The organism is Pontibacter ummariensis (assembly GCF_900188175.1).
GTDB classification, from domain to species: domain Bacteria; phylum Bacteroidota; class Bacteroidia; order Cytophagales; family Hymenobacteraceae; genus Pontibacter; species Pontibacter ummariensis.
Window position 1 is genome coordinate 52,306 of sequence record NZ_FZOQ01000003.1, and the last position, 24,768, is coordinate 77,073.

General features: G+C 50.5%; 16 protein-coding genes. 2 read left to right on the plus strand and 14 right to left on the minus strand.

What is annotated here, in order from left to right:
• Positions 1-19: 19 nt before the first annotated feature.
• Both CHB92_RS04275 and CHB92_RS26420 read right to left on the minus strand, forming a co-directional pair.
• Positions 20-478 carry a hypothetical protein gene (locus tag CHB92_RS04275; protein ID WP_089317948.1) on the minus strand — a complete coding sequence of 153 codons (459 nt, stop codon included), beginning with the start codon at positions 476-478 and terminating at the stop codon, positions 20-22.
• A 147-nt stretch (positions 479-625) separates the two neighbouring features.
• Positions 626-760 (minus strand): TonB family protein, encoded by a 135-nt coding sequence (locus CHB92_RS26420; protein ID WP_089317949.1) that lies wholly within the window; start codon positions 758-760, stop codon positions 626-628.
• A 151-nt stretch (positions 761-911) separates the two neighbouring features.
• Here CHB92_RS26420 and CHB92_RS04285 point away from each other — a divergent pair, with 151 nt between their 5' ends.
• Complete coding sequence (locus CHB92_RS04285) at positions 912-2,771, plus strand: ABC transporter ATP-binding protein (RefSeq protein ID WP_089318181.1); 1,860 nt, start codon at positions 912-914, stop codon at positions 2,769-2,771.
• 32 nt (positions 2,772-2,803) lie between these two features.
• Here the strand turns inward: CHB92_RS04285 and CHB92_RS04290 are convergent, their stop codons facing one another.
• From CHB92_RS04290 to CHB92_RS04320, 7 genes are all read right to left on the minus strand, one after another.
• Positions 2,804-3,571: a DUF2490 domain-containing protein gene (locus tag CHB92_RS04290; RefSeq protein WP_089317950.1), complete on the minus strand. Its 768-nt coding sequence runs from the start codon at positions 3,569-3,571 to the stop codon at positions 2,804-2,806.
• 84 nt (positions 3,572-3,655) lie between these two features.
• The gene (locus CHB92_RS04295; protein WP_089317951.1) at positions 3,656-5,434 is read right to left on the minus strand and encodes an SLC13 family permease; all 1,779 of its coding nucleotides are present in this window, start codon (positions 5,432-5,434) and stop codon (positions 3,656-3,658) included.
• Between the two features lie 172 nt (positions 5,435-5,606).
• Positions 5,607-6,038, minus strand: a complete 432-nt coding sequence (locus CHB92_RS04300; RefSeq protein ID WP_089317952.1) for a hypothetical protein — start codon at positions 6,036-6,038, stop codon at positions 5,607-5,609.
• Positions 6,039-6,285: 247 nt separating this feature from the next.
• The gene (locus tag CHB92_RS04305) at positions 6,286-6,909 is read right to left on the minus strand and encodes a rhomboid family intramembrane serine protease (protein WP_089317953.1); all 624 of its coding nucleotides are present in this window, start codon (positions 6,907-6,909) and stop codon (positions 6,286-6,288) included.
• 111 nt (positions 6,910-7,020) lie between these two features.
• Positions 7,021-7,995 (minus strand): polyprenyl synthetase family protein, encoded by a 975-nt coding sequence (locus CHB92_RS04310; RefSeq protein WP_089317954.1) that lies wholly within the window; start codon positions 7,993-7,995, stop codon positions 7,021-7,023.
• Positions 7,996-8,002: 7 nt separating this feature from the next.
• Entirely contained in the window at positions 8,003-10,282 is a 2,280-nt protein-coding gene (rnr, locus tag CHB92_RS04315) for a ribonuclease R (RefSeq protein WP_089317955.1), read from the minus strand.
• Between the two features lie 226 nt (positions 10,283-10,508).
• Positions 10,509-12,338 (minus strand): ABC transporter ATP-binding protein, encoded by a 1,830-nt coding sequence (locus CHB92_RS04320; protein WP_089318182.1) that lies wholly within the window; start codon positions 12,336-12,338, stop codon positions 10,509-10,511.
• Positions 12,339-12,524: 186 nt separating this feature from the next.
• Between CHB92_RS04320 and CHB92_RS04325 the strand changes: the two genes are divergently transcribed.
• A complete protein-coding gene (locus CHB92_RS04325; protein WP_089317956.1) occupies positions 12,525-13,130 on the plus strand; it encodes an HAD family hydrolase in 606 nt (201 codons plus the stop codon).
• A 220-nt stretch (positions 13,131-13,350) separates the two neighbouring features.
• Here CHB92_RS04325 and CHB92_RS04330 read toward each other — a convergent pair whose 3' ends face one another.
• The 5 genes from CHB92_RS04330 to CHB92_RS04355 form a co-directional block, all read right to left on the minus strand.
• Entirely contained in the window at positions 13,351-13,977 is a 627-nt protein-coding gene (locus CHB92_RS04330) for a lipoprotein signal peptidase (RefSeq protein WP_089317957.1), read from the minus strand.
• 109 nt (positions 13,978-14,086) lie between these two features.
• Positions 14,087-17,440, minus strand: a complete 3,354-nt coding sequence (gene ileS / locus CHB92_RS04335; RefSeq protein ID WP_179222952.1) for an isoleucine--tRNA ligase — start codon at positions 17,438-17,440, stop codon at positions 14,087-14,089.
• Positions 17,421-19,922 carry an efflux RND transporter permease subunit gene (locus CHB92_RS04340; protein ID WP_089317959.1) on the minus strand — a complete coding sequence of 834 codons (2,502 nt, stop codon included), beginning with the start codon at positions 19,920-19,922 and terminating at the stop codon, positions 17,421-17,423. Before CHB92_RS04340 ends, ileS begins: the two co-directional genes overlap by 20 nt.
• Before the next feature lie 1,183 nt (positions 19,923-21,105).
• On the minus strand, positions 21,106-22,767 hold the full coding sequence (locus CHB92_RS04350; RefSeq protein ID WP_089317961.1) for a mechanosensitive ion channel family protein: 1,662 nt from the start codon (positions 22,765-22,767) through the stop codon (positions 21,106-21,108).
• Between the two features lie 281 nt (positions 22,768-23,048).
• Positions 23,049-24,548, minus strand: a complete 1,500-nt coding sequence (locus CHB92_RS04355; RefSeq protein ID WP_089317962.1) for a glycine--tRNA ligase — start codon at positions 24,546-24,548, stop codon at positions 23,049-23,051.
• Positions 24,549-24,768 lie beyond the last annotated feature (220 nt).

The following is a 24,768-nucleotide window of genomic DNA, read 5'->3' on the forward strand; positions in this document are numbered from 1 at the left end:
ATTAAGGACAGGAGCTCTCTTAGAGCTTCGGCTCTACTATTAACCAGGCAGCAAGCACAGCTAAGGGTAGCAGGGTGAGCAGAATCTTCAAAAACAAACCCGGAGCCGTAGTGCCTGACCTCCAGGAGCCCCTGCTAAAAGCATAGCGCAGGCTGACAACGAGAGCAACCAGCACCAGCCCCGACAGCACACCGTGTACAATTAATATAACCTGTGCAAGAGCAGCCTCCAGTTCTGCTATTCTTATCCAGGCTCTGAAAAGCCAGGGCACCATGGTGAGCAGGCTCAGCAGCGCCAGCAAAGTTCCTGCTTTTACATTAAACAGGGTTAGCCACGTAGCCATACTAAACAAAACCATGGCAGCCACCAAAGCAGCGTCAGAGTAGGCAGACTGAGGTACAGACGCATAGCCTCTGAAGAACAGGATTACGGTGGCAACGGCAAAACCAGTCAGGAAGTACAGCAGATACCTCGTCATAGTGGTATCATACTGGATTCGGGCTGTTTCAGATACTCCTGCTGCTTACTTTAGTTAATCTTAAAGCTTACCGGCAAGAAATACTGAACAACTGCCAACTCTCCCTCAAAAGTGCCAGGCTTCCACTTTGGCATGTTTGCACCACCCTTACAGCCTCTGCATCCAGCGCCTTACTCCCTGCACTACACGCAAATCCGTTATACTACCGACTCTGTCTATCAAAAAGGGCAGCAGCACCACACCTTGTACACCCCTCTTGGCACTAGCTGCGGGGTAATGTATGTGTTCTTACAGGTACTTTAATGTTCCCTGTGCCCCCTCGCCACAGCAACATATCCATCCCATCTACAGCCGCCGCATCTTTAAACAAAACCACCAGTCACCTGTATAGCTACTTGGGACTGCCGTGATCAAGCACCCAACCTATTACCCTATGAGCAAAGCAAGGAAAGGAACAAGAGACATAGCGAGCAAGCAGCAGGACAAGGAGAAAAAAAGTTTTAAAGAGCAGGTGGGAGCACTAAGGAACCTCCCTAAGTTCTTCAGGCTGATTTGGGAGACGAGCAAGAGCATGACCATCAGCAACCTGCTGCTTCGCCTGGTAAAGGCGGCCCTGCCGTTAGCCATGCTATATGTGGGCAAGCTGATCATCGACGAGGTGATCCGGCTGATCGACGTGGTGGGCGAGCGGGACCTGAGTTACCTCTGGCTGCTGGTGGCCCTGGAGCTGGGGCTGGCGGTGGTGTCGGATATCATTAACCGGGGCATTACGCTCATGGACAGCCTGCTGGGCGATCTTTTCTCGAACCGTACCTCCGTGGCCCTAATAGAGCATGCAGCCAAACTGGACCTGGCACAGTTCGAGGACGCCACCTTTTACGACAAGCTGGAGCGGGCCCGCCGGCAAACAGTAACACGGGTAGTACTCATGTCGCAGGTACTCACCCAGGTGCAGGACATCGTAACCATTGCTTTTCTGGCAGCCGGCCTGATCGCCTTTAATCCCTGGCTTATCCTGATCCTGCTTATTGCTGTGATCCCGTCCTTCCTGGGCGAAACACACTTTAACGAGCGCAGCTACTCCCTCTCCCGCTCCTGGACTCCAGAACGAAGAGAGCTGGACTACCTGCGCTACATTGGGGCCTCCGACGAGACAGCCAAAGAGATCAAAACCTTTAACCTCTCCGGCTTTCTGGCAGGTCGCTTTCGGGAGTTGTCCGACAGGTATTATATGCTGAACAAGGGGATTACCGTGAAACGGGCCGTCTGGGGCAGCACCCTTTCTGCCTTAGGTACCCTTGCTTACTATGGGGCTTATGTCTTTATCCTGTTCCAGACTGTGGCCGGCGCCATCACTGTCGGCAGCCTTACCTTCCTGGCCGGTTCCTTCAGCAACATGCGCAGTTTACTACAAGGCATTATGACGCGTTTCTCGCAGATAGCAGAAAGCGCCCTCTACCTGCAGGACCTGTTCGATTTCCTGGAGCTACAGCCACAAATCCTACCCCCGGCCAGTCCGCTACCGGTACCGCGGCCTATCCAGCAGGGCTTTACCTTTGAGAACGTCGGGTTTAAGTATCATAATTCAGAGAAGTGGGCCGTGCGGCACCTGTCTTTCCATTTAAGAGCCGGCGAAAAACTGGCTCTCGTTGGAGAGAATGGGGCCGGCAAAACAACGCTGGTTAAGCTGCTGGCCCGGTTATATGAGCCTACCGAAGGGCGCATTTTACTGGATGGCGTGGACCTGCGCGAGTATGACCTGAACGACCTGCGCCACCAGGTGGGCATTATCTTTCAGGACTACGTGCGCTTCCAGATGACAGCCTCTGACAACATTGCCATCGGCCAGATCAGTAACATTTCGGATAAAGCGCGGATACAGGGCTCTGCCCAGAAAAGCCTCGCTGACCTGGTGATCCAGCGCCTACCCGAAAAGTACGAGCAGGTGCTGGGCAAGCGCTTCAACAACGGAGTAGATTTATCGGGAGGCGAGTGGCAGAAGGTGGCCCTGGCCCGCGCCTATATGCGGGACGCCCAGCTGTTGATCCTGGATGAACCTACCTCGGCATTGGATGCCCGCGCCGAGCACGAGGTGTTCCTGCGCTTTTCGGAGTTAATAGAAGGCAAGACCGCCGTCCTTATCTCCCACCGCTTCTCCACGGTGCGCATGGCCGACCGGATTCTGTTCCTGGAGCAAGGGCAACTAAAAGAGTTGGGCTCGCATGAAGAACTGCTGGCGCAGAACGGCAAGTATGCAGAGCTGTTCTTGCTGCAGGCAAAGGGCTATTTGTAAGCCTTCCTTTCAAGAGCAGCTTTTGTAAGCGCCTATATTTCTACATCAGCCTCCTTGCGTTTCAGGTCAAGCTTATGACTCACGATCAGGCGAATAATGTCCCGGTCATAAAACTGGTTGCCGGATGCTCTTTGCTGAAACCACTTCAGGTAGCCTGCCTCTACGCTCACGTTTTTATGTACGGGATAACTTAGGCCGGCATACAGTCTGTTCTGGTCAAACCAGTTATGCGTTATCCTTTCGCCGGCGTTAACCATGATCTCATCACTTAACTTCCCCTTCAAACGCTGTTGCCCAAGCTTTACCAGGGGATATTCCAGGCCCAGACGATACCTGAAACGGTAGTTGGCAGTATAGCCGTCTGCCAGTTCCCCACCAGCCGTGTTCCTGAAAAAGCGCCTTTCAGCCCGGTAACGGTGCGTGATCATTAGCTTCTCGAGGGGCTGCTTATAATCCAGCTGTATGTGCAGCCGAAGCTCTGGCACTACCAGCACTTCTGTGGCAAAAGGGTTATGCGGGCTCTGCAGAAAATAAGCAAAGCCACCCACTGCATCCCAGTTCTTCCCTAAGGCATGTCGTACTTGCCCCCTCGCCAGGAACTGGTGTTGCCTGTCCGGGTTTATAAAGCGCCTCTCCTCCACCTCAAAGTTCAGCGACCATCCCTTGTTCAACTCCAGGGTGCTATGGTATCCAACCCATATCAGTTGCTGATCTGTCACCTCTCTACCCGTGCTCTGTGCCCACAGTAAGGGAGCAGAAATAAGGCACCACAACATCAAATAAACCCTTCTTGCATTCATACCTGCAAAGATAGCGCTGCCAGGATTAGCATAAATGAACCCGTCTTATTTTAAATTAAAGTAATCCACGTGGAACACGTTCTGTTATAGCGGAAAGAAGAGTGGAATGATGAGCGATGCCAGCAACCATAAGATCAGGTTCAGCGGAGTGCCTACTTTCAGATAGTCGGAAAAGCGGTAATTACCGGGGCCGTAGATCATGGTGTTCGTCTGGTAGCCCATGGGCGTCATAAAGCTAAGAGAGGCCGCGTAGGCAACAGCCATTAAAAAGGGCCTGTGGTTCACTCCGAGTTCTTCGGCCGTCACAATGGCAATAGGGGCCAGCAGTGCCGCCGTGGCATTGTTCGACATAAAGTTAGTCGTCATAAAGGTGATAAAGAAGAACACCGAGAGCAGGGCATGGGGGCCATACCCTCCCACCCATTCGATCAGAAAGTCTGCCAAGAGTTTTGCCGCTCCGGTTTTTTGAAGAGCAGCTCCCATCGACAGTACCCCTGCCAGCATAAAAACCACCTTCCAGTCTATTGCTTTGTAAGCCTCTTCTACCCTGATGCAGCGGGTGAGGATGAGTAATACAACTCCTACCAGGGCACTCAGTACGATAGGCACCAAATCCAAAGCAGCTGCCGCCACCACGCCAACGCTGATAGCCATCACGGGAATTATTTTGCTGTAGTTATAAGGGCTCCGCTCGGTTTGGGAGATGATGAGGATGTCTTCGTTCTGCCGTAGCTTTTGGGCCTGGTAGGGGTCTGCGGCAATTAGCAACACGTCCCCCGATGACAGTTTGACGTGGGTAGGCTTCTCGTGCACGATCTCGTCGCGGTGGCGAATTGCCAAGACCGAAGCTCCGTAGTTGTATGCCCTGAAGTTCAGCTCTTTGAGTGTTTTCCCCTCTAAATAAGAGTTAGGGGTGATGATGGCTTCAAAGAGCTTGCTGTCGTTGATCCGCAGGTCCTCGTCCCGAAACCTGCGCTCCGACTTTAGCTTAATGCCTTTCTCCTCCTTCAGCTTTTTCAGTTTCTCCACCCCGCATCGTACTTTTAACACATCGTTTGCCCGGAGTATCAACGAGGGAAACACCTGTATCTTCTCCTTGTGGCGGGTTACCTGCATTACCTCTATATCCAGGTGCTGCACCAGCCCGGAGTCCTTAAGGGGTACACCAACGGAGGGAGACTCTGGCAACAAGACAAGTTCTGTGAGGTACTCGCCCAGGTCAAAGTTCTCTGTAAGGTCTGTAGCTAGTTTCCGGTTCGGCAACAGGTGCCGGCCAATAAAGAACATGTACAGGACGCCCACCAGCAGAAACCAGATGCCGGCTGGTGTAAAGTCAAACATCTCGAGCGGGGCTACGCCCTGTGCCTCTGCTATACCGCTTACCAGAATGTTAGTGGAAGTACCGATTAGGGTGCAGACCCCGCCCATCAGCGCCCCAAAAGAAAGTGGAATAAGTAACTTGGAGGGGCTTACCTTTATGTCCTGGCTCACCTGTATCATCACTGGCATTAACAGGGCTACTACCGCTGTATCGTTGATAAAGGCAGAAAGCCCCCCGGAGATAAGCATCAACGACAACAGGCAAAGCAAATAGTTCTTACGGCCGATGCGGGTAAGGGCGGCCCCCACACTGCTTAAGGCGCCGGATTTAAAGATGGCAGAGCTGATGACGAACATGCTGGCTACTGTTATAGTGGCCGCATTGCTAAAGCCGGCAAAGCCTTCGGCAGGGGTCAGGATGCCAGTGAGCATAAACAGCACCATCGTCAGAATGGCTACTGTGTCAATAGAAAAGCGCTCGGTCACGAACAGTATAACTGCCAGTATAATAATCCCTAATACAACAGCTATCTCGAACGTCATAAGCACAGGGCTCCTCCGCTGCCTGCAACAGAACTACACTAGCAAGAAGGGGCAGCCAAGTGCTTTTATATTTGATGCGGGCAACAACAAGTAAAACATGGTTTACATGCCTGCATACGGTAAGTTCACCAAAAAGCTTTATTAAAGCACTGAAGATGTGCCAAATACAGAACTAGTAAACGTTGTCCAGCCAAGCGTCCGCCTCCTCATAAGAGTCGAACCGGCTAAACGGCGTCTGGCTTTGGCTGATGATCTCGTCTAACTGAAGTGTGGCAATGCGGTCGGTAGGCACAATGGTGGCTGCGCGGGCTAAACCTGCTTCTTTTATCTGCCGTTGTACTTCTACGTGCAGTTTATTCAGGCGTTGGGGATGGGTGATCATAGCGCCATAATCTGCCAGGAGTGTAAAGGCAGGGTTTACTAACTGCAAGGCCTTTCGTACATCGCTTAGCAGTTCCGGCACGGCATCCATGCTCTTCCAAAAGCCCTTTATGGTCAGGTATAGTCTGTTTGATTCGGAATGATACAGCAACTCATAGCACTGATTTTTAGCGATCAGCGTATTTATCTTAGTGGAGGCGGTATCTTTATCTGTGCTGTACATATCTAGTACATTCTACGGAGATCGGGTACAGCTGCCTTTCACCCTGTTAAGTTTTTATTAAATTTTTAGCCGATTCAGTAGCTTTTGGAGCAACAAGAGAGCTAGAAAGTGTACAATAAATGACGGTAAGTTCATTTGTACTGTTGGCGAAGCCTGCTCTTCGCTCTTCTGTTCCACAGTCCTGCATTTTACCATAAGCTACTGTACTACAAGAGAGGTTTTTACAAGTACACCCTTACAGATTCACTTAAAATAAGCTCCAGTTACTGATCTGCTCGAAGAAGAGTGGCAAAGCCCGTGGCACCAGCACAATGCTCAACAGAAAGCCATAAACCGCCCCATACAAGTGCGCATCGTGGTTAATGTTGTCGCCCATGCGCTTCCCGGAGAAGTAAGAGTACATGATGTACAGCACGCCCAGGATAAAGCCCGGAATACAGAGCAGGCCATAAAGGCAGATGTCCTGAGTAGGATAAAACAAAATGCTGGAGAACACGACAGAAGATACCCCCCCGGATGCACCCAGGGCCCTGTAAGGCGGATCGTTGCGGTGTTTGAGGAAGGTAGGAATATCCGATACAATAATGCCGCCTAGGTAAATAAGCAGGAACAGCAGGATTCCCGTCAGGGGGCCAAACACGTAGATAAAGGTTTGCTCCACCGCCTGCCCGAAAAAGTAAAACGTGAACATGTTAAAAAGCAGGTGCGTGAAATCAGCGTGCAGAAAGCCGGAAGTAATAAAGCGGTACCACGAGTTATCGCGCTGTACAGCGTATGGCTGAAAGATCCACTTGTGCATCAGGCTCTCGTTTTGCCACGCGTACAGCGAAATACCTACTGTAATAATGATAAGGATGATGGTAACGCTCATTTGCTAAACTTTGAAGATTGGATTCTGAATGAGTGAATTGGAAAAAAGACAAAAGGCTCACACTCTGAGCAAGCACCTTTGTCTTTTTTCTTGGTTTATGTACACAGGCACTTAGTTGTCCCGCTCCATGAGCTGCATAGCCAGCCCCCTGATCGTTGCCTTGCGCGCTTCCGGCAGTTGTATCGCATTTAGGTGGTGCAGCGCTTTCTGAAAATAAAGGTCTATCTGCTGTTCTGTCTGATAGCGGATATTGAGCTGATCGTATACGGCTGTTACAGCCCTCACTTTTTCCTCTGCTATGCTCTCATCTGTCTTATCGCGCCAGCCGATGATGGTCTGCAACTGCTCGGAGCTTGCCTGCTCCAGTGCCGTCAGCATCAGGAAGGTCTTTTTGTCGGAGAGGATGTCCCCCCCTACCTGCTTCCCGAACTTGGTTTGGTCACCGTACACGTCCAGCAGGTCATCGCGCAGCTGAAAAGCAATCCCCACGTTATTCCCGAAAGCCTTCAGGTGCTCGGCATCTGCCTCGGGTGCTCCCTGTAGCACAGCACCCAGCTCTAGGCTGAAGCCCAGCAACACGGCTGTCTTCAGCGTGATCATCTGGATGTACTCCTGAATACTCACCCGCTCCCGGCGCTCAAAGTTCATGTCCAGTTGCTGCCCCTCGCACACCTCGGCGGCTGCCCGGCTAAACAGGCGCAGCACCTTTGCCAGCTTGTCCGGCGCTACGTCCAGCAAGAGCTCGTAAGCACGCACTAGCATCACATCCCCGCTGAGGATGGCGTTGTTGGCATTCCACTTCTCATGCACCGTCTGTTGTCCTCTTCGCAGCGGCGCCTTGTCCATGATGTCGTCGTGCATGAGCGTGAAGTTGTGGAAAACCTCTACTGCCGCTGCCGGCAAAAGGGCCTTTTCCACATCCTCATCATACATCTTAGCTGCCAAAAGTACTAATAAAGGCCGTACCCGCTTTCCGCCTAGGGCCATGATGTAGCGGATCGGCTCGTATAGTTCCACAGGGCTTTCGCCGTAGCGGAGTGAAGACAGGGTATTGTTAATCTTATCAGAAAGGGTGCTGATATCCACAGGGTAATTAGTGTTGTTTAAGGGTTTCTGTTAACTCCAGGTCGATGGTGCGGTCGTTCAGGTTGGCGCTTTTCACTTCTACCAGCACCTCATCGCCAAACGAAATAATGCGTTTGCTCTGCCGTCCGATGATGCGGTAGTTGTTAGCGTCCAGCTCGTAGTAGTCGTCGTTCAGGTCAGACAGACGTACCATGCCCTCACACTTGTTTTCTTCGATCTCCACAAAGATACCCCATTCTGTGACACCAGACACAATGCCCTTGTACTGGTTGCCAATGGTGTCCTTCATAAACTCAACCTGCTTGTACTTAATAGAGGCACGCTCCGCGTCTGCAGCACGCTTCTCCATCTCTGAGGAGTGGCGGCAACGCTCTTCATACTCTTCCTTGTCCTCCGACTTACCGCCATCCAAGTAGTGCTGCAACAGGCGGTGCGCCATCATGTCCGGGTAGCGGCGGATAGGCGAGGTAAAGTGCGAATAGTGATCAAAGGCCAAACCAAAGTGCCCCTCGGGCTCAGTGCTGTATTTGGCTTTGGCCATGGTGCGGATAGCCAGGTTCTGTAGCACGCTTTGCTCCGGCTTGCCCTCAATCTCCTCTGTCAGGTTATTCAGCTCCTCCGAAATGTCTCCGTCCGGGTCTACTTTATAGCCGAACTTGCGGGCAAAGAGCGAGAAAGTACTGAGCTTTTCAGGGTCTGGTGAGCCGTGGGTACGGTATACCATGGTAGGGCGTCTTTTGCCTTTGCCAAGGTTGTACACGTACTCTGCCACTTTTTTATTTGCTAGCAACATGAACTCCTCGATCAGCTTGTGCGCGTCTTTGCGCTCTTTTACATAGATATAAAGTGGCTTGCCGTTTTCGTCCAGCTTAAACTTAACCTCTGTGGTTTCGAAACTAATGGCACCGTTCTTAAAGCGCTTGTCTTTGAGTTTCTTGGCGATGTTGTTCAGGATGTTGATTTCCTCTGCGAAGTCGCCTTCGCCTGTCTCGATGCGTTCCTGCGCCTCTTCATAGGCAAACCGGCGATCCGAGTAAATGACCGTGCGGCCAAACCAGGAGTCATAGAGCTTGCCATTGTCATCCAGCTCAAACACAGCCGAGAAGGTAAGCTTCTCCTCATGCGGCCGCAGGGAGCACAATCCGTTAGAGAGGCGCTCCGGCAGCATCGGGATGGTTCTGTCCACCAGGTACACCGACGTGGCGCGGTGGAAGGCTTCTTTTTCTAATATACTCTTAGGCGTTACATAATGCGTTACATCGGCAATGTGCACGCCAATCTCCCAGTTACCGTTCTCCAGCTTTTGGATAGACAGGGCATCGTCAAAATCTTTGGCGTCGGCAGGGTCGATGGTAAAGGTCGTCACATCGCGGAAGTCGCGACGCTTACCAATCTCTGCCTCCGTTATTTTATCTGAAATGCTTTCGGCTTCCTCCTCCACTGTTTCGGGGAACTCGAAAGGCAGGCCAAACTCGGCCATGATGGAATGTATCTCGGCCTCATGCTCTCCTGCCGGACCGAATACACGAACCACCTCCCCGGTCGGGTTCTTTCCGTGAGTCTTTGGCCACTCTACTATCTTCACCAGTACTTTGTCACCTGCCTGGGCCCCGTTCAGGCCGCTTTCTCCCACAAACACGTCAAAGTAAAGCTTCTTGAAATCGGGCACCACGAAACCGAAGTTCTTCGATAGCTCCATAATGCCTACGAGTTCAGTCCGTGTGCGCTCCAGCACTTCTACCACGATCCCTTCGGCACGGCCTCCGCGCACGGTTGGCAGCACTTCTACCTTCACCAAGTCGCCGTCCATGGCATAATTCAGGTGCTCCCGAAATACACGCACGTCCTCCTCTGTTTCTTCCGACACAATGTAAGCGTACTTGCTGTTAGCTAAGTCCACACGACCCGTGATAATGTTCACGCGCAGGTTCAGCATGTATTTGTCACTGTCAACCGATAACAGCTTGTTCTCACGCACCAGGTCCTTTAGAATATCCGTCACTGTTTCGCGGCCTTTTTTATCCACTATCCCCAAACGGCGGTAGATCTGCCGCATCGTAAAGACAGTGTCCGGGCTATCGGAGAAAGATTCCAGTACAATGGTTTTCGCTGACTTACGCTCCCGTTCGCGGGACCTTTCTTTTCTGGAGGATGACTCTCTTCTGGATGAGGACTCGCCCCTTGTAGATGAACTTCTTTTAGAAGAAGAGCTTCCTCTGCGGGAACCGCTTCTTTCGCTACGGCCCTCTTTGTCCTGACCGCTCTTGTTGTTGTTTTTGCTTCTCATGTATGATTGGTATCTCCGTAGTGAGCCACTAATAGGTAAGCTCTACTTAAATTCCTTAACCTTATTGTTTAGATACTATACGCCTACGAGAGTGGCTTAGGTTAAGGGAAGAGAGAATTTGAGGTGAATTTATATAGAAAAAGCTATATACTAACTATAAAGCCCTTGATTTCTAGTGTTGTCGGAAGAGGACATGCTAAAAGTATACTACGCTGCATTTCCTCTACTAGCGCATGACACCTGCCTTTATTGCCTCCCGCTTTTCCTGTGCTGCGATAATATCTCCGGGCTCCCCTTTAGGGATAGCATCGATAAGGGCTTTGGTGTAGTCCTGCTGCGGATTCAAAAAGAGCTGCTCTGGCGTACCGCTCTCTACCACCTTGCCTTTATGCATGACCAGGATGCGGTCCGAAAGGTACTTGGCAACGGAGAGATCGTGGGTAATGAAGAGGAAGCTTATCCCTAGCTCATGTTTCAACTGATTCAGCAGGTTTAGAATCTGAGCTTGTACGGACACATCCAGAGCAGACACGGCTTCGTCACAAATGATACACTTGGGTTGCAAGGCAAGCGCCCGTGCAATACAAACACGTTGCCGCTGCCCTCCGGAAAACTCGTGTGGATAACGCTCAAAGTGCTCTGGCAAAAGACCTACTTTATCAAGCAGTTGCAAGGCTTTTGCACGTCGTTCCCTATCGTTTTTGTAAAGCTTATGCACACGCATCGGCTCCATAATGGCCTCCCCTACAGGGTACATAGGGTTAAGAGAAGCATAGGGATCCTGGAAGACCATCTGGAAATCGTGGCGGCTTTTGCGCAACTCCTCTGCAGAGAGGCTGACCAGGTCCCTGCCCTGGAAGATAACATGCCCCGCTGTTGGCTCTATCAGTCGCAATAAGGCGCGCCCCAGCGTTGTTTTTCCGCAGCCGGATTCCCCAACCAATCCTAAGGTTTCGCCGGCGTGCACCTCAAAGCTAACGCCGTCCACCGCTCTTACATGATCAACCGTGCGGGAAAAGAACCCTTTCCTGATCGGAAAATACACTTTCAGGTTTTCGACTTGCAGCAAGGGAGGCTTTTGTTTGTTCTCCTGCTCTCGCTTCGTTTGGGTAACAGTCCATGAAGACTCATTGACCACATCCGTAAAGGATGACTGGTGTGCCTGCTCCTTCTTTTCAAATATATTTCCGAACACATCCTCCTGCAAAAAATCAGAAACGGTAGGAAGGACTATCTGGTAATTAGCTGAAAGCTTAGGTCGGCAGGCTAAAAGCCCTTTGGTATACGGGTGTTGTGGACTGGTGAAGACATCCAATACCCTGCCTTGTTCCACCAGTCTGCCCTTGTACATCACCAGCACCCTATCGGCTATCTCGGCAACCACGCCTAGATCGTGCGTGATAAACAGCACCGCACTGTTTTCCTTCACGCGCAACTCGTCGATCAGTTCCAGTATACGCGCCTGCACAGTTACATCCAGTGAGGAAGTAGGCTCATCGGCAATAAGCAAAGCGGGCTTGCAGGCCATGGCCATGGCTAACATCACACGCTGTTGCTGCCCTCCCGAAATCTCATGTGGATAAGCCTCAAACAATTTCTCTGGCTTCGGCAACCTGACCCGCTCAAAAAGATGCACTACGCGTTCCCTAGCCTCTTTTTTTGAGATACCCGCATGGAGCAGCAGCACTTCGGCCACCTGTTTTCCACAGGTGTAGACCGGGTTTAACGATGTTCCCGGTTCCTGAAAGACCATGCTAATCTCGTTGCCTCTCACCTGCTGTAGCTGCTTTTCCGGTAGCTGTAACAGGTCTACCTCTCCTAACTGCTTCGATTGGAAAATGGCCTTTCCTCCTGCTATATGCCCCGGCTTATCCAGTAGCCGCATGAGTGAAAGCGAGGTAACTGATTTTCCGGAACCCGACTCTCCTACCAAAGCAACGGTCTCACCTGGGTACACTTCAAACGACACCTTATCCACGGCTTTTACCGAACCGTGATTCGTGCTGAAAAGGGCTTCTAAATTCTTTACTTGCAGGATGGGCGTAGGTGTGGACAAGGGAGAAAGAGTATCATTGCCTTTTGTAAAAGTAAAGCTTTTTGAGACACAGGGCATCAGAAAAAGCGTAAAGCTCTTGTTTCAGTAACAGATAAGGCTCCTTCACGTTAAAGCTCTTCTTTTACTTGATAAGCCAAAGAAGAGCTACTAAATTAAAGACTATATTTCGCTTATAAGCTAAACTGTATGATTAAGACTATCATCTTCGACCTCGGCGCTGTGCTGATCGACTGGAACCCGCATTACCTGTACCGAAAGATTTTTGACAAAGAAGAAGAGATGCTACACTTCCTGACGAATATCTGTACACCGGACTGGAATGAAGAGCAGGATGCGGGACGCCCGCTACAGGAAGCAACCGATATGCTGGTAGCACAATATCCGGAGCATGAGGAGAGCATTCGTGCTTTCTATGGCCGCTGGGACGAGATGCTTGGAGGCGCTATCGAGGGGACCGTAGATATTTTCCGCGAGTTAAAGGAAAGCGGTAAGTACAACCTCTATGCACTTACCAACTGGTCGGCAGAGACTTTCCCGATAGCGCAGGAACGGTACGAGTTTTTAAACTGGTTTGACGGTATTGTGGTGTCAGGCACCGAGAAAGACAGGAAGCCATTTGATACCTTTTACCACACCTTGCTGGAAAGGTATGAGGTGCATCCATCAGAAGCGCTGTTCATTGATGACAACCTTCGGAACGTAAAGGCAGCAGAAAAACTAGGTATTGCCTCTATTCACTTTACTTCGCCGAAAGAACTAAGAGCGGCTTTAAAAGAGAAGGACGTTTTATAACAGGTTACTCACAGCATGCTCCTATGAGTAGCTGAAGCTGACTTATAGTGCAAGCATCCACTTGTGCTGCTGCTTTCTTTATGTAGCACTGCTGAGCTAGCATGGCACAAGCAGACGCTTGCGGTACCTTCGGACACCACGAGGTCTTTTGCATGACCTATAAAACAGCAGGGGCTGCCTTAGTTAAGGCAGCCCCTGCTGTTTGTACACTGTTCATACTTTACAAGCCTTGCTCTTTTTCCATCATAGACTTATGTTCCGGTTCAGCAGGATGCTCTCCGAAAAAGCGTTTCTGATTAAACAGGATTAGTACCACCCCCACAAAAATTGCTGAGTCTGCCACATTGAAGATAGGCCACAAAGACAGAGGCCTCCCCCCCATAAGCGGTACCCAGTGCGGAACGATGCCTTCCCAAATGTCTACATAAAACATGTCTACTACCTGCCCATGAAACCAGGGGGTAACAGCACCATAGGGCGCATTATCAAACCAGACACCATAAAAGGTACTATCAATCAGGTTACCGATCGCACCGCCCAAAATGAGGGCAATACACCAGATCAAACCTTTGGGCGCATGGTGCTTTACGAGGTAGTACAGGTAATAGCCGATGCCGAACATGGCCACCAGACGGAAGAGGGTCAGGATAAGCTTACCGTAATCAGAACCCAGCTCCACGCCAAAGGCCATCCCCGGGTTTAAGGTATAATGCAGCTTCAGCCAGTCCCCGATCAAGGGTATCTCACCGGGCAAGCCCATTTCCATGTTGTAGTGCACAATCAGCTTCACCGCCTGGTCCAAGAGGATAACAGCAAGTGCAGCCAGATAATATTTCCAGTATTTCATATTAGTGCGTTAGGCAGACGGCGCTGAAAAAGTGAAGATTACCGCTGCAATGTACTCTATTAAGTATAAAAGCCGCAGGAGAGCCATTTGGTTTCCTGCGGCTTCTAAATTAAACAGTGGTGTTCTCCTGTATCTGAATACGAATGTACACCTGGTATTCATCTATGTCCAGCAGCGTCGCGTCCTGCAACTGCTCTACCAGGTCCAGGTTCAGGGCCTGCGTTTCGGCGCAGATATAAGAACGGTAATTCTCCACGGCGGCATTTACCTCTGGGGCAGACAGCTGCATGTAGATGTGGATTTTATCCTGCACCTCCAGGTTGCTGTCCTTACGCAGGTTCTGGATACGGTTTACCAGGTCACGGGCAATACCCTCCTGCTTCAGCTCCTCAGTAATGGTAATGTCCAGGGCCACAGTAAGCCTGCCTTCGCTGGCTACCAACCAGCCTGGGATATCCTCGGAGGAAATCTCCACATCGTCTGGGGTCAGCAAGGCTGTTTCCTCGTCGTTCAGTTGAATCTCAAAGCCCCCCTCGCGCTCCAGCTGGGCAATGTCGTTCTGGTCCATGCGCTGTACGGCGGCTGCCACCAGCTTCATCTTCGGACCATACACCTGCCCCAGCTTCTTGAAGTTCGGCTTGATCTTCTTCACTAAGATACCGGATGTATCGTCTATGTACTCGATGGCCTTCACGTTCACCTCGCTCAGGATCAGGTCGGCTACCGCCTCAATCTGCTGCTTCATCTTCTCATTCAGCACCGGGATCAGGATACGCTGCAGTGGCTGGCGCACTTTGATCATTTCCTTCTTGCGCAGCGAGTGCACCAGCGAGGAAACCGTCTGTGCCAGGTTCATGCGCTCTTCCAGGTCCTTATCAACGGCCTTCGGATCTACTTTCGGATAGTAGGCCAGGTGTACTGACTCTTCCTGGTGTTTCCGGCTTACGCTGTTCAGGTCGCGGTACAGCTGCTCAGTATAGAACGGCGCGATAGGAGCCGCCAGCTTTGCGATCGTTTCTAAACAAGTGTACAGGGTCTGGTAAGCGGCTACCTTGTCCATGTTGTACTCACCTTTCCAGAAACGCTTACGGTTCAGGCGCACGTACCAGTTACTCAGGTCATCCACCACGAAGTCCTGGATGGCACGAGCCGCACGGGTAGGATCATAATCCTCGTAGTGGCTGTCTACGTCCTGCACCAGGGTGTTCAGCTTAGAGATGATCCAGCGGTCAGACTCGGTACGCTGCGCCAGCGGTACGTCGGCCTCGGCATACGTAAAGTTATCGAGGTTGGCGTACAGGGCGAAGAACGAGTACGTGTTCTGCAATGTGCCGAAGAAACGACGCTGTGTTTCCACCACCCCATCCGGGTTAAACTTCAGGTTATCCCATGGCGGCGCATTGGCGATCATGTACCAACGCACGGCATCCGGGCCATAGGTGTTGATCATGTCGAACGGATCGATGGCATTGCCGAGGCGCTTGCTCATCTTGTTACCGTTCTTGTCCAGCACCAGCCCGTTGGCGATCACGTTCTTGTAGGCTACGCTGTCCTCCAGCATTACCGCCAGGGCGTGCAGCGTAAAGAACCAACCGCGTGTCTGGTCTACCCCCTCAGCGATAAAGTCGGCCGGGAAGTTTTTCTCGAACTGCTCCTCGTTCTCCAGTGGATAATGCCATTGTGCATAAGGCATGGCACCTGAGTCGAACCACACGTCGATCAGGTCTGTCTCTCTGTACATTGGCCTGCCGGAATCGCTCACCAGCACGATGTTGTCCACATAGGGGCGGTGCAGGTCGTTTATCTCTACAGAGGCATCCATAAAGCCTTTTTCCACGGCGCGGTCTATCTGCTCGCTTAGCTCTACAATAGAGCCAATGCAACGCTCTTCCTCGCCGTCCTCTGTTCTCCAGATCGGCAGTGGTGTACCCCAGTAGCGCGAGCGCGACAAGTTCCAGTCCACCAGGTTCTCCAGCCAGTTTCCAAAACGGCCTGTACCCGTAGATTCCGGTTTCCAGTTGATGGTCTTGTTCAGCTCGATCAGCCTGTCTTTAACGGCAGTAGTTTTGATGAACCAGCTGTCCAGTGGGTAGTACAGTACGGGCTTGTCCGTTCTCCAGCAGTGTGGATAGGTGTGCTCGTACTTCTCTACTTTAAAGGCTTTGCCCTCTTCTTTCAGTTTAATGGCGATCTTTACGTCCGTTGGCTTGTAGTCCACGCCATTCTCGTCCTCCCCAGTGTAGTTCTTCACGTACATGCCGGCGAAGTCAGTGATCTCCTGTACAAAACGGCCTTGCTTATCCACGATCGGGCCTGGCTTGCCGTTCTCATCCATCACCAGCAGGGCTGGGATGTCATTCTGGGCAGCTACTCTGGCGTCATCGGCACCAAAGGTTGGGGAGATGTGTACGATACCGGTACCATCCTCTGTCGTTACAAAGTCACCCAGTACCACGCGGAAGGCAGGTTTCTCCGGCTGCACGTAAGGCAATAACTGGTGGTACTCTACACCCTCCAGGTCTTTGCCCACGAACTCCTCTACAACTTTATATGGGATGAGCTTATCGCCCGGCTTGTAATCCTCCAACGCCAGGTCAGCAGCCTTCGGATTAAAGTAACGGCTAACCAGGTCTTTTCCTAAGATAACCGAGATCGGCTCGTGCGTGTAGGGGTTATAGGTTTTTACCTTCACATACTTAATGCCTTTGCCAACAGCTAGTGCTGTGTTAGCAGGCAAAGTCCACGGGGTTGTCGTCCAGGCCAGAAAGTACACGTTCTCCTCCTCGTTCTCGAACAGGAACATGTCGCGGGTGATCTTCTTCACCTGGAACTGGGCCACAATCGTGGTGTCCTTTACCATTTTGTAGCAACCCGGCTGGTTCAGCTCATGTGAGCTCAGGCCCGTACCGGCAGCCGGTGAGTAAGGCTGGATGGTGTAGCCCTTATACAGGTAACCTTTGTCATACAGGCGCTTGAGCAGGGCCCAGCAAGACTCGATGTACTCGTTCTCGAAGGTAATGTAAGGGTTGTTCAGGTCTACCCAGTACCCCATCTGCTCGGTCAGGCTGTCCCACTGGTTTTTGAAACGCATCACCGTTTCGCGACAGCGCTGGTTATACTCCTCTACCGAAATCGTTTTACCGATATCCTCTTTTGTGATACCCAGTTCTTTCTCTACCTGCAACTCTATTGGCAGGCCATGGGTGTCCCAGCCGCCCTTGCGGTTTACCTGAAAACCTTTCAGGGTCTTATAGCGGCAAAAGATGTCTTTTACAGCACGGGCCATCACATGGTGAATGCCCGGTTTCCCATTAGCAGAAGGCGGCCCTTCGAAAAACACAAAGTTTTCGTTCCCCTCGCGGGTAGCCACCGATTTCTCGAAGATGTTGTTCTGCTTCCAGAACGCCAGTACATCCTCGCCTACTTTGGCGTAGTTCAGATTTTTATACTCGTTGTACTTCACGATTATCAGGTTCTTCTTGATTCATTTTTAAACTAAGTTGAGCTAAATCCAGCTCCTCGTCGTCCTCTTCAAAATAAGCCTCGTCGATCTGCTCGATCAAGGCGTAAGGATCCCGCTCATACTTGCCGCTGTCGAAACTCATTAGCAAGGTAGGCAAGATAATCAGGTTTGTAAATAAAGCAATCAATAAGCTTACCGACATCAGCACGCCCAGTGCTTTGGTGCCGCCAAACTCCGAGAAAGCGAAGATCACAAAACCAAAGAACAGAATGACGGAGGTGTAGATCATGCTGGTGCCGGCCTCCTCTAAGCTGGACGTGATGGCGCGGCTGATGTTAAAGCCGTTCCGCTGCAACTCGTGCCGGTACTTGGCCAGAAAGTGAATAGAGTCGTCGATCGCGATACCCAGGGCAATACTGAAGATAAGGGCTGTGCTCGGCTTCAAGGGTATGTTGAAAAAGCCCATCAGGCCACCTGCTATCAGAAGCGGTATCATGTTCGGTATCAGCGAAATTACCACTACCCGAATGGACTTAAATAGCAGGGCAATGGTGATAGTTACCAACACAAAGGCCAGCAGCAGGCTCGAGCGCAGGTTGTTGATCAGGTATTCGTTTCCTTTAATGAACAGGAGCGTCGTTCCCGTCAGGCTCACGGAGGTCTCACTGCCCGTATCCTCCCGGATGAACCTCATGCTGTTTCCAACCTCCTCTAGCCTCACCCCTTCGCCGCCGTAGATCTCAGCCAGTTGTGGCTTAATCTTTTTCAGCAGGAGTGTGTCCAGCTCGCGGGAACCCACGTCGGCTACCTTCAGAGAGATACGGGCGCGCTGCCCGGTACTATCTACGAAAGAGCGTAGCAGTTTCTGGTTGGCCCCTTCGTCCTGCTTGGCCAGATAACTGAAAATAAAGTTTCGCTCTGTGTTATCCGGCAGGCGGTAGGAATTTGGGTCTCCCTCATAAAATGCCTGCGTGGCCGTCTTCACTAAGCCTACCACAGAGATAGGTGCAGATAAAATAGGCTGTGTACGTAAATAGTCCTCCAGTTCCTCCAGCTTGCGTAGGTTCGGCAGGCGCATCACGCCTTGCTTGCTGCCTGTATCTACAATCACCTCCAGCGGCATCACGCCGTTAAAGTGCTGCTCGAAGAAAGCCAAGTCGGCATTCACGCTGCTCTCCTCCGGCAGGTCGTCCACCATATACGATACCGTCTTTACCTTGTAGATACCATAGAAAGACAGCGCCATAATGATCGTCAAAAAGAAGTACACGAGGTGCCGCTTGCAATGCACGATATAGTCGAAAAACTCCAGCAGCTTGTTAAGTGGTTTCGCATCCAGGTGGCGCAACTGCCGCTCGGTTGGCGGGGGCAGGTACGAGAACATGGCCGGCACCAGAATCATGCTGATGAAGAAGGTCACGAAGATGTTGATGCCTGCTACCACCCCGAACTCGTACAGGATGGCGATGTGCGTAAAGGTAAACACGATAAAGCCAATGGCTGTGGTCGTGTTGTTCACCAGGTTCACCAGACCGATCTTGCTGATCACACGGGTAAGCGCCAGTATCTTGTTGCCATGACGGCGGTAATCCAGATGATAGCGCGCCAGCAGGTAGGTAGAGTTTGGTATCCCGATTACCACAATGATCGAAGGGATAAGTCCTGTCAGCAGGGAAATCTTATAACCAAATAGTGAGATGATACCCAATACCCAAATCACCACCACACTAATCACCACGATCGGGATAAGCACAGCAAAGAACGAACGGAAGAAGAGGAACAGCGAAACTGCTGTCACGATCAGGGCCAGCACCAGGAAGAGTTTCATTTCTCCGGCTACCTTAGTCGTCATGACGGAGCGCACAAAAGGCAAACCGGCGTAGTGCAACTGTACACCGGTGTCCTTTGAAAAGGCATTGGTGTGCACCAGGATATTATCCATCACCTCGGTGCGGCGGGCAGAGTTGAGGTAAGCCGGGTCCATGGTGACAGCCAGCAGGGTGGCTCCTGTCTTGTCGTTGATGATCTGCCCATCGTAAAAGCCCTGGTTGCGGACTATCTTGAGATGCTCATCGAGCTGTTGCTGTGTCTGTGGAAACGGTTCGAATATATTTTGCGTGATGAACTTACGCTCGGCAGTATCTTTCACTACCTGTACCAGATTCGGCAGGGCGATCACCGCCTTCACCCCTTCTACCTGCTTTAGGTCTTTGGTAAGCTTATTCAGCTCCTGAAAGTTATGGAGCTGGTACACCTGCTTGTCCTGCATGCCCACCACCAGCACGTTTCCGTCCTCGCCAAAGGTTTGTTTAAAGCGTTGGAAGTACTCCATGTCGGGGTCGTCTGGCGACACCACATTGGCAAAATCGTAAGACATTTCTACGTCTTTGGCCTGGTAGGCCATAAACGCAGTAAGCACAGCTAAGAGCAGGATGAGCCTCAGCCTGTTCTTGATAATAAAAATCGCAATCTTATTCCACATGATCCGGCTACAATTCGGCAAAGGTAGGCATTTTTGCGCATTCATGTGGCTAACAAACTCCAAATGTGGCCTTAAGCCTACCTGTGGTAACCTTCCTCATACAGAAGGCACAGCACTTAAGGCAAACGACCTGGAGCCGGACATGGGCTCTTTTCGGATCTCTACTCTAGTCTTATATAGCTAAGTTTAGCAGCTGCTATGCCATGCTTTCTATGATGCTTCCTTTTCTATCCTGTGAGCTTCTGACTTTCCGCTAGGCTTAACCCATCGTTATGATGCTTCTTTGGCAGCGAGTCTCTTTACCTTATGTTAGCAAGCATGCTTTACTGTGCTTGTCTCTAATGCAATGGCTGTTCCTATAAATTGTACTGCTTCTCTTCTCTACAATGTGTATAACTTTTTACTTTTACACACTAATCGCCCCTATGAATCACTTAGTTACAATTTATCCACAAAATTTATTGTACTCCTAGTCTCTTACATTTCCACAACTTACCCTCTCCTTAGAGCTGTAACACTTACACAGTACTTGCCTTCCAACTATGGGTTTAGCGAGGCTATCATACCTGCTAACTAAGACAAATAAACGCAGGAAGTTGAGGCGTCGCTTCCCTACTTCCTGTGGAAAAACAGAAAAGAAAGCTTTCTCCTGCTCTTGCTAAGCTATTTTGATGCTGCTTGTAAACAAAATAGGGAATCCTTTATTTTACATAATTACAGCACTTGTAGAAAATACAGCAAAGTTCGTGAGACAAGAAGGGACTGTAAAAGCAGCAGCCTTTACTCTTCAGGAAAGGCTGCCGAATGTTTGGGTGTTTCACCGTTGTATTACAGCCTCTACATGCAGTAGCAAGCGTGCCTTAGCCAGGGACTGTTAACCTCAGAAACCTGTTGTGCCCGAGTGTTAGCAGGTAAAGCAAATAAACAAGCAGGGGTAGCACCAAAGGCAAGAGCATCGCCTGCACTTCATGGTTTGCCAGCCAGTTCAAAGGTATAGGCTTTACTGCCACACCAGTTCTATCTTAGCTCTGAGTGTGTGTTTGCCGGATGGTATGTTAAACTGCCTGGTTTCATCATTAGCTATCTCCCCTAGCTCTTTTCCATCTAAAAAGAGTTTATAGGCACGGAACCGGCTACTTTATTCTGAAGGTCTTTTAACCACTAAGTTTGCCATTGGGTTAAGTTAGTTTTGATGTACTACCGGAGGGGTTTGCTGCTGTACCTGCTCAACCCTGAAGGACGGCGCCTGGTAGTCCTGCGGCAGGTACTTTTCTGGAATAGTGACCATGTTTCCATCCCGCTGGGCACGGTAGTGTGGCGACAGGATTTCGATGCCTGCCTCGTTGAACTTGTCCTGGATGTTTTGATGGATACCCGAATAAATGGCAGCCATTTTACTGGCATTCATGGTATAGGCATTCAGTTGATAACTTACATAAAAATCGTCCAGGCTGGTCTGTAGCACAAAAGGGGAAGGTTCTTTTTCCACCATCGGTGTGGCAAGGGCAGCATCTATCAATGCTTGGTGTACCTTCGGCCAGGGCACATCATAGCCAATGGTAACGGTTGTGTGCAGTAACAGCCCTTTTTGCTCGGTACTACAGCAGGTCGTAAAGTTGGTGGTGTGGTTATTCAGGATCATTGCATTGGGAATCGTGATGTCCTCGTTCTTGGTAGTCCTCACCCGGGTTACCAAAAGCGTTTTTTCCACCACGTCTCCTGTTACCTCCCCTATTTTGATCCGGTCCCCAACTTTAAAGGAACGCATGTAGGTGAGCACCATACCCGCCACGATGTTGGCAATGGCCGACGAAGAACCTAAGGAGAATAAGATACCGATAAAAACAGACACTCCCTGGAAGATAGGAGAATCTGAGCCTGGCAGGTACGGGAAGATAACCACGAACATGAAGGCATAGAGCAGGAAACGAATGATGTTGTAAGTTGGCTTTGCCCACTCAGCATAGAAGCCCGGGATCTCCAGTTTTCCTTCCTCTACCTCTCCTGTTAAAAAGTGCAGAAACTTAACCACGTAGTGTGTGACCACCACAATGACCAGGATGGTGAGAAGGTTCGGCACATAGTTAATGATACCAAGCCCAATCTTGCGTAAGGGGCTTAGGATATATAGAAGAAGTGTGTCGGCATAACTCTCCGTCCATGGAAAGATACTGAACAAGATGGGCAGCAAGATGTAGATCAGGATAAAGATCGTGATGAGGCGGATAAACCTGCCCACAGCCAGCACAACGGCTACTTCCCGCTCCGGCGTTAGCATTTGGTACTCTTTTACCTTTAGGCCTTTGAGCGTCTTGTCCTGCTGTTCCTCTACCTTTTGGAATATAAACTGGAAGAGCTTGTTCACATACCTGATCAGGAAGAAGAAGACCACAAGCACGAGCAGGGCTAGTCCTACTTCGATCATGATACTGCGCAGGCTGTACTGCTCTACCGTTTTACGTACGCTTTCGCGTATTTGGGCTGCGTAAACCTCTGCAAGCTCCTCCTGCGGTTTTTCGGCTGCCGTGGCATCTGTTTCTGAAACACTCATGAGCACCCTGTCCATGTACACGATGTCTGTAGACAGGGCACTTGTTCTTACTCTTACAGAGTCTGTCCTAAAAAAGCGTTCTTTGGAAAGGGCTAGTACCCTTTTACTGATAGCACTGGCCCGCTCTTCCTTTGTAAAGGAGCCAACTGAATTGTAAATGTGGAACAGGGTGTCTTGATGCAGTACTACAGGTGCTCCTATACTACTTTCTTTAGCCACTGGGCCTGGCTGAGCAGCGAGCGTCCCGACAATAAAAAAAGACAGGATGCAGGCGAAGAACTGGAGGGTTCTCATACTATAAAAGGATGTTTTGATTCCTGAAGCTACTAAAACTTTTCCTATTCCCCCTATATCCCCTGTTAGCAAACCGGCATTTTATCGTTCTGTTGGACGCGTAAAAAGAGCTTTTTGGTTTGCTGATGATCTACTGTAAAAGATAGACTACTTGTCTGTTACAGTTTATCCTCGCACATTTCAGCACAGTTAAAAGGCCTGTTTATCAACAGGCAGGCTTTAAAAGCAGAAAGGGCAGTACGGTTTACCGCCACTGCCCTTTCTGTAAGATGAGTGTATGCTTAGCCTAGCTTTTCGAAAATGCTCTTAAAGCTAACAGCTTTCTCAATGTAATTCTTCAGCTCGCTGATTGGCATGCGCACCTGCTCCCGGCTGTCGCGGTCACGCACCGTTACGGTGTCATCCTCCAAGGTCTGGTGGTCTACGGCAATACAGAATGGTGTACCGATCAGGTCCTGCCGCGTATAACGCTTGCCGATGCTGTCGCGCTCTTCGAAGATCATGTTGAAGTCAAACTTCAGGTCGTTGAAGATCTTTTCGGCTTTCTCCGGCAGGCCGTCTTTCTTCGTCAGTGGCAGGATAGCTGCTTTAACCGGTGCCAGGGACGGATGCAGTTTCAGGAACGTCCGTGACTTCGTGTTGTCGCCTTCTGTGATCTCTTCTTCGGTATAGGCATTGCACAGCGTCATCAGGAACAGACGGTCGGCACCGGCCGAAGTTTCGATGACATACGGAATATAGTTTCCGTAGGGCTTGCCTTCCTCGTTCAGGTCGTTATCGAAGTACTGCAATTTCTTACGACTCAGTTCCTGGTGTTGGGTCAAATCAAAGTCTGTACGGGAGTGGATACCTTCTACCTCTTTGAAACCGAACGGGAACTTGTACTCAATGTCCACCGCGGCATTGGCATAATGAGCCAGCTTTTCATGGTCGTGGTAGCGCAGGCTCTCGGCAGGAATGCCGATTGCTTCATGCCACTTCTTACGCGTTTCTTTCCACTGGTTGTACCACTCCATCTCGGTGCCAGGGCGCACAAAGAACTGCATCTCCATCTGCTCAAACTCCCGCATGCGGAAGATGAACTGTCGGGCTACAATCTCATTACGGAAAGCTTTGCCGATCTGCGCAATACCGAAAGGCACTTTCATACGGCCCGTCTTTTGCACGTTCAGAAAGTTCACGAAAATTCCCTGTGCTGTTTCCGGGCGCAGGTAAATCGTATTGGTCTCATCGGCTACAGAACCTACCTCTGTGGAGAACATCAGGTTAAACTGACGTACCTCTGTCCAGTTAGCCGTACCGGATATAGGGCACTTGATGCCTTCGCGGATAATCAGCTCCCGTACACCGTCCAGGTCTTCAGCCTCCAGCAGTTTACCCATCTCGGCCAGCAGAGCGTTGGCTTTTTCCACATCGCCCTCGTTCTCGTATTGGGCGGCTTTCTCCTCCAGCAAAACGTCGGCACGGTAGCGCTTTTTCGAGTCCTTGTTGTCGATCATCGGATCGCTAAAGCTGTCCACGTGCCCGGAGGCCTTCCAAACCAGCGGGTGCATAAAAATGGCTGCGTCCAAACCGACCACATTCTGGTTCAGCTGGGTCATGCACTTCCACCAAAGGTTCTTGATATTGTTTTTCAGCTCCACGCCCATCTGGCCGTAGTCGTACACGGCCTGCAGGCCATCGTAGATCTCACTGGATGGGAATATAAAACCATACTCCTTCGCGTGTGAGATGATATCTTTTAACTGTGTGTTTTCTACTGTTTTTTCTTGTGTCGCCATGCCGCAAAGATAGCTTTTTAGTGTTTGATTATGCCACTAGGGCTGTGTTGTTTTTTGCTATTATCCACTGAACTTGTTCCTCTTCCTCTCCCCTGCCAACAAATATTTTCTGCCTTTACAGCACCTGCGGGGCCTTTCGGAGTTTGTGTTAACAATTTCTTAACATTGGCCTGCCAGCCCTCTCTTCATTTTGAAGTAACTTGCACTGTTTTTTGATTAT

What these genes read in the sequence shown, in the direction of transcription:
- CHB92_RS04300 (WP_089317952.1), bottom strand. Translation starts at nt 6,038, where the DNA reads ATGTACAGCACAGATAAAGATACCGCCTCCACTAAGATAAATACGCTG.
- CHB92_RS04295 (WP_089317951.1), bottom strand. Translation starts at nt 5,434, where the DNA reads ATGACGTTCGAGATAGCTGTTGTATTAGGGATTATTATACTGGCAGTT.
- CHB92_RS04275 (WP_089317948.1), bottom strand. Translation starts at nt 478, where the DNA reads ATGACGAGGTATCTGCTGTACTTCCTGACTGGTTTTGCCGTTGCCACC.
- CHB92_RS04330 (WP_089317957.1), bottom strand. Translation starts at nt 13,977, where the DNA reads ATGAAATACTGGAAATATTATCTGGCTGCACTTGCTGTTATCCTCTTG.
- CHB92_RS04355 (WP_089317962.1), bottom strand. Translation starts at nt 24,548, where the DNA reads ATGGCGACACAAGAAAAAACAGTAGAAAACACACAGTTAAAAGATATC.
- CHB92_RS04340 (WP_089317959.1), bottom strand. Translation starts at nt 19,922, where the DNA reads ATGTGGAATAAGATTGCGATTTTTATTATCAAGAACAGGCTGAGGCTC.
- CHB92_RS04350 (WP_089317961.1), bottom strand. Translation starts at nt 22,767, where the DNA reads ATGAGAACCCTCCAGTTCTTCGCCTGCATCCTGTCTTTTTTTATTGTC.
- rnr (WP_089317955.1), bottom strand. Translation starts at nt 10,282, where the DNA reads ATGAGAAGCAAAAACAACAACAAGAGCGGTCAGGACAAAGAGGGCCGT.
- CHB92_RS04285 (WP_089318181.1), top strand. Translation starts at nt 912, where the DNA reads ATGAGCAAAGCAAGGAAAGGAACAAGAGACATAGCGAGCAAGCAGCAG.
- CHB92_RS04325 (WP_089317956.1), top strand. Translation starts at nt 12,525, where the DNA reads ATGATTAAGACTATCATCTTCGACCTCGGCGCTGTGCTGATCGACTGG.
- CHB92_RS04290 (WP_089317950.1), bottom strand. Translation starts at nt 3,571, where the DNA reads ATGAATGCAAGAAGGGTTTATTTGATGTTGTGGTGCCTTATTTCTGCT.
- CHB92_RS04305 (WP_089317953.1), bottom strand. Translation starts at nt 6,909, where the DNA reads ATGAGCGTTACCATCATCCTTATCATTATTACAGTAGGTATTTCGCTG.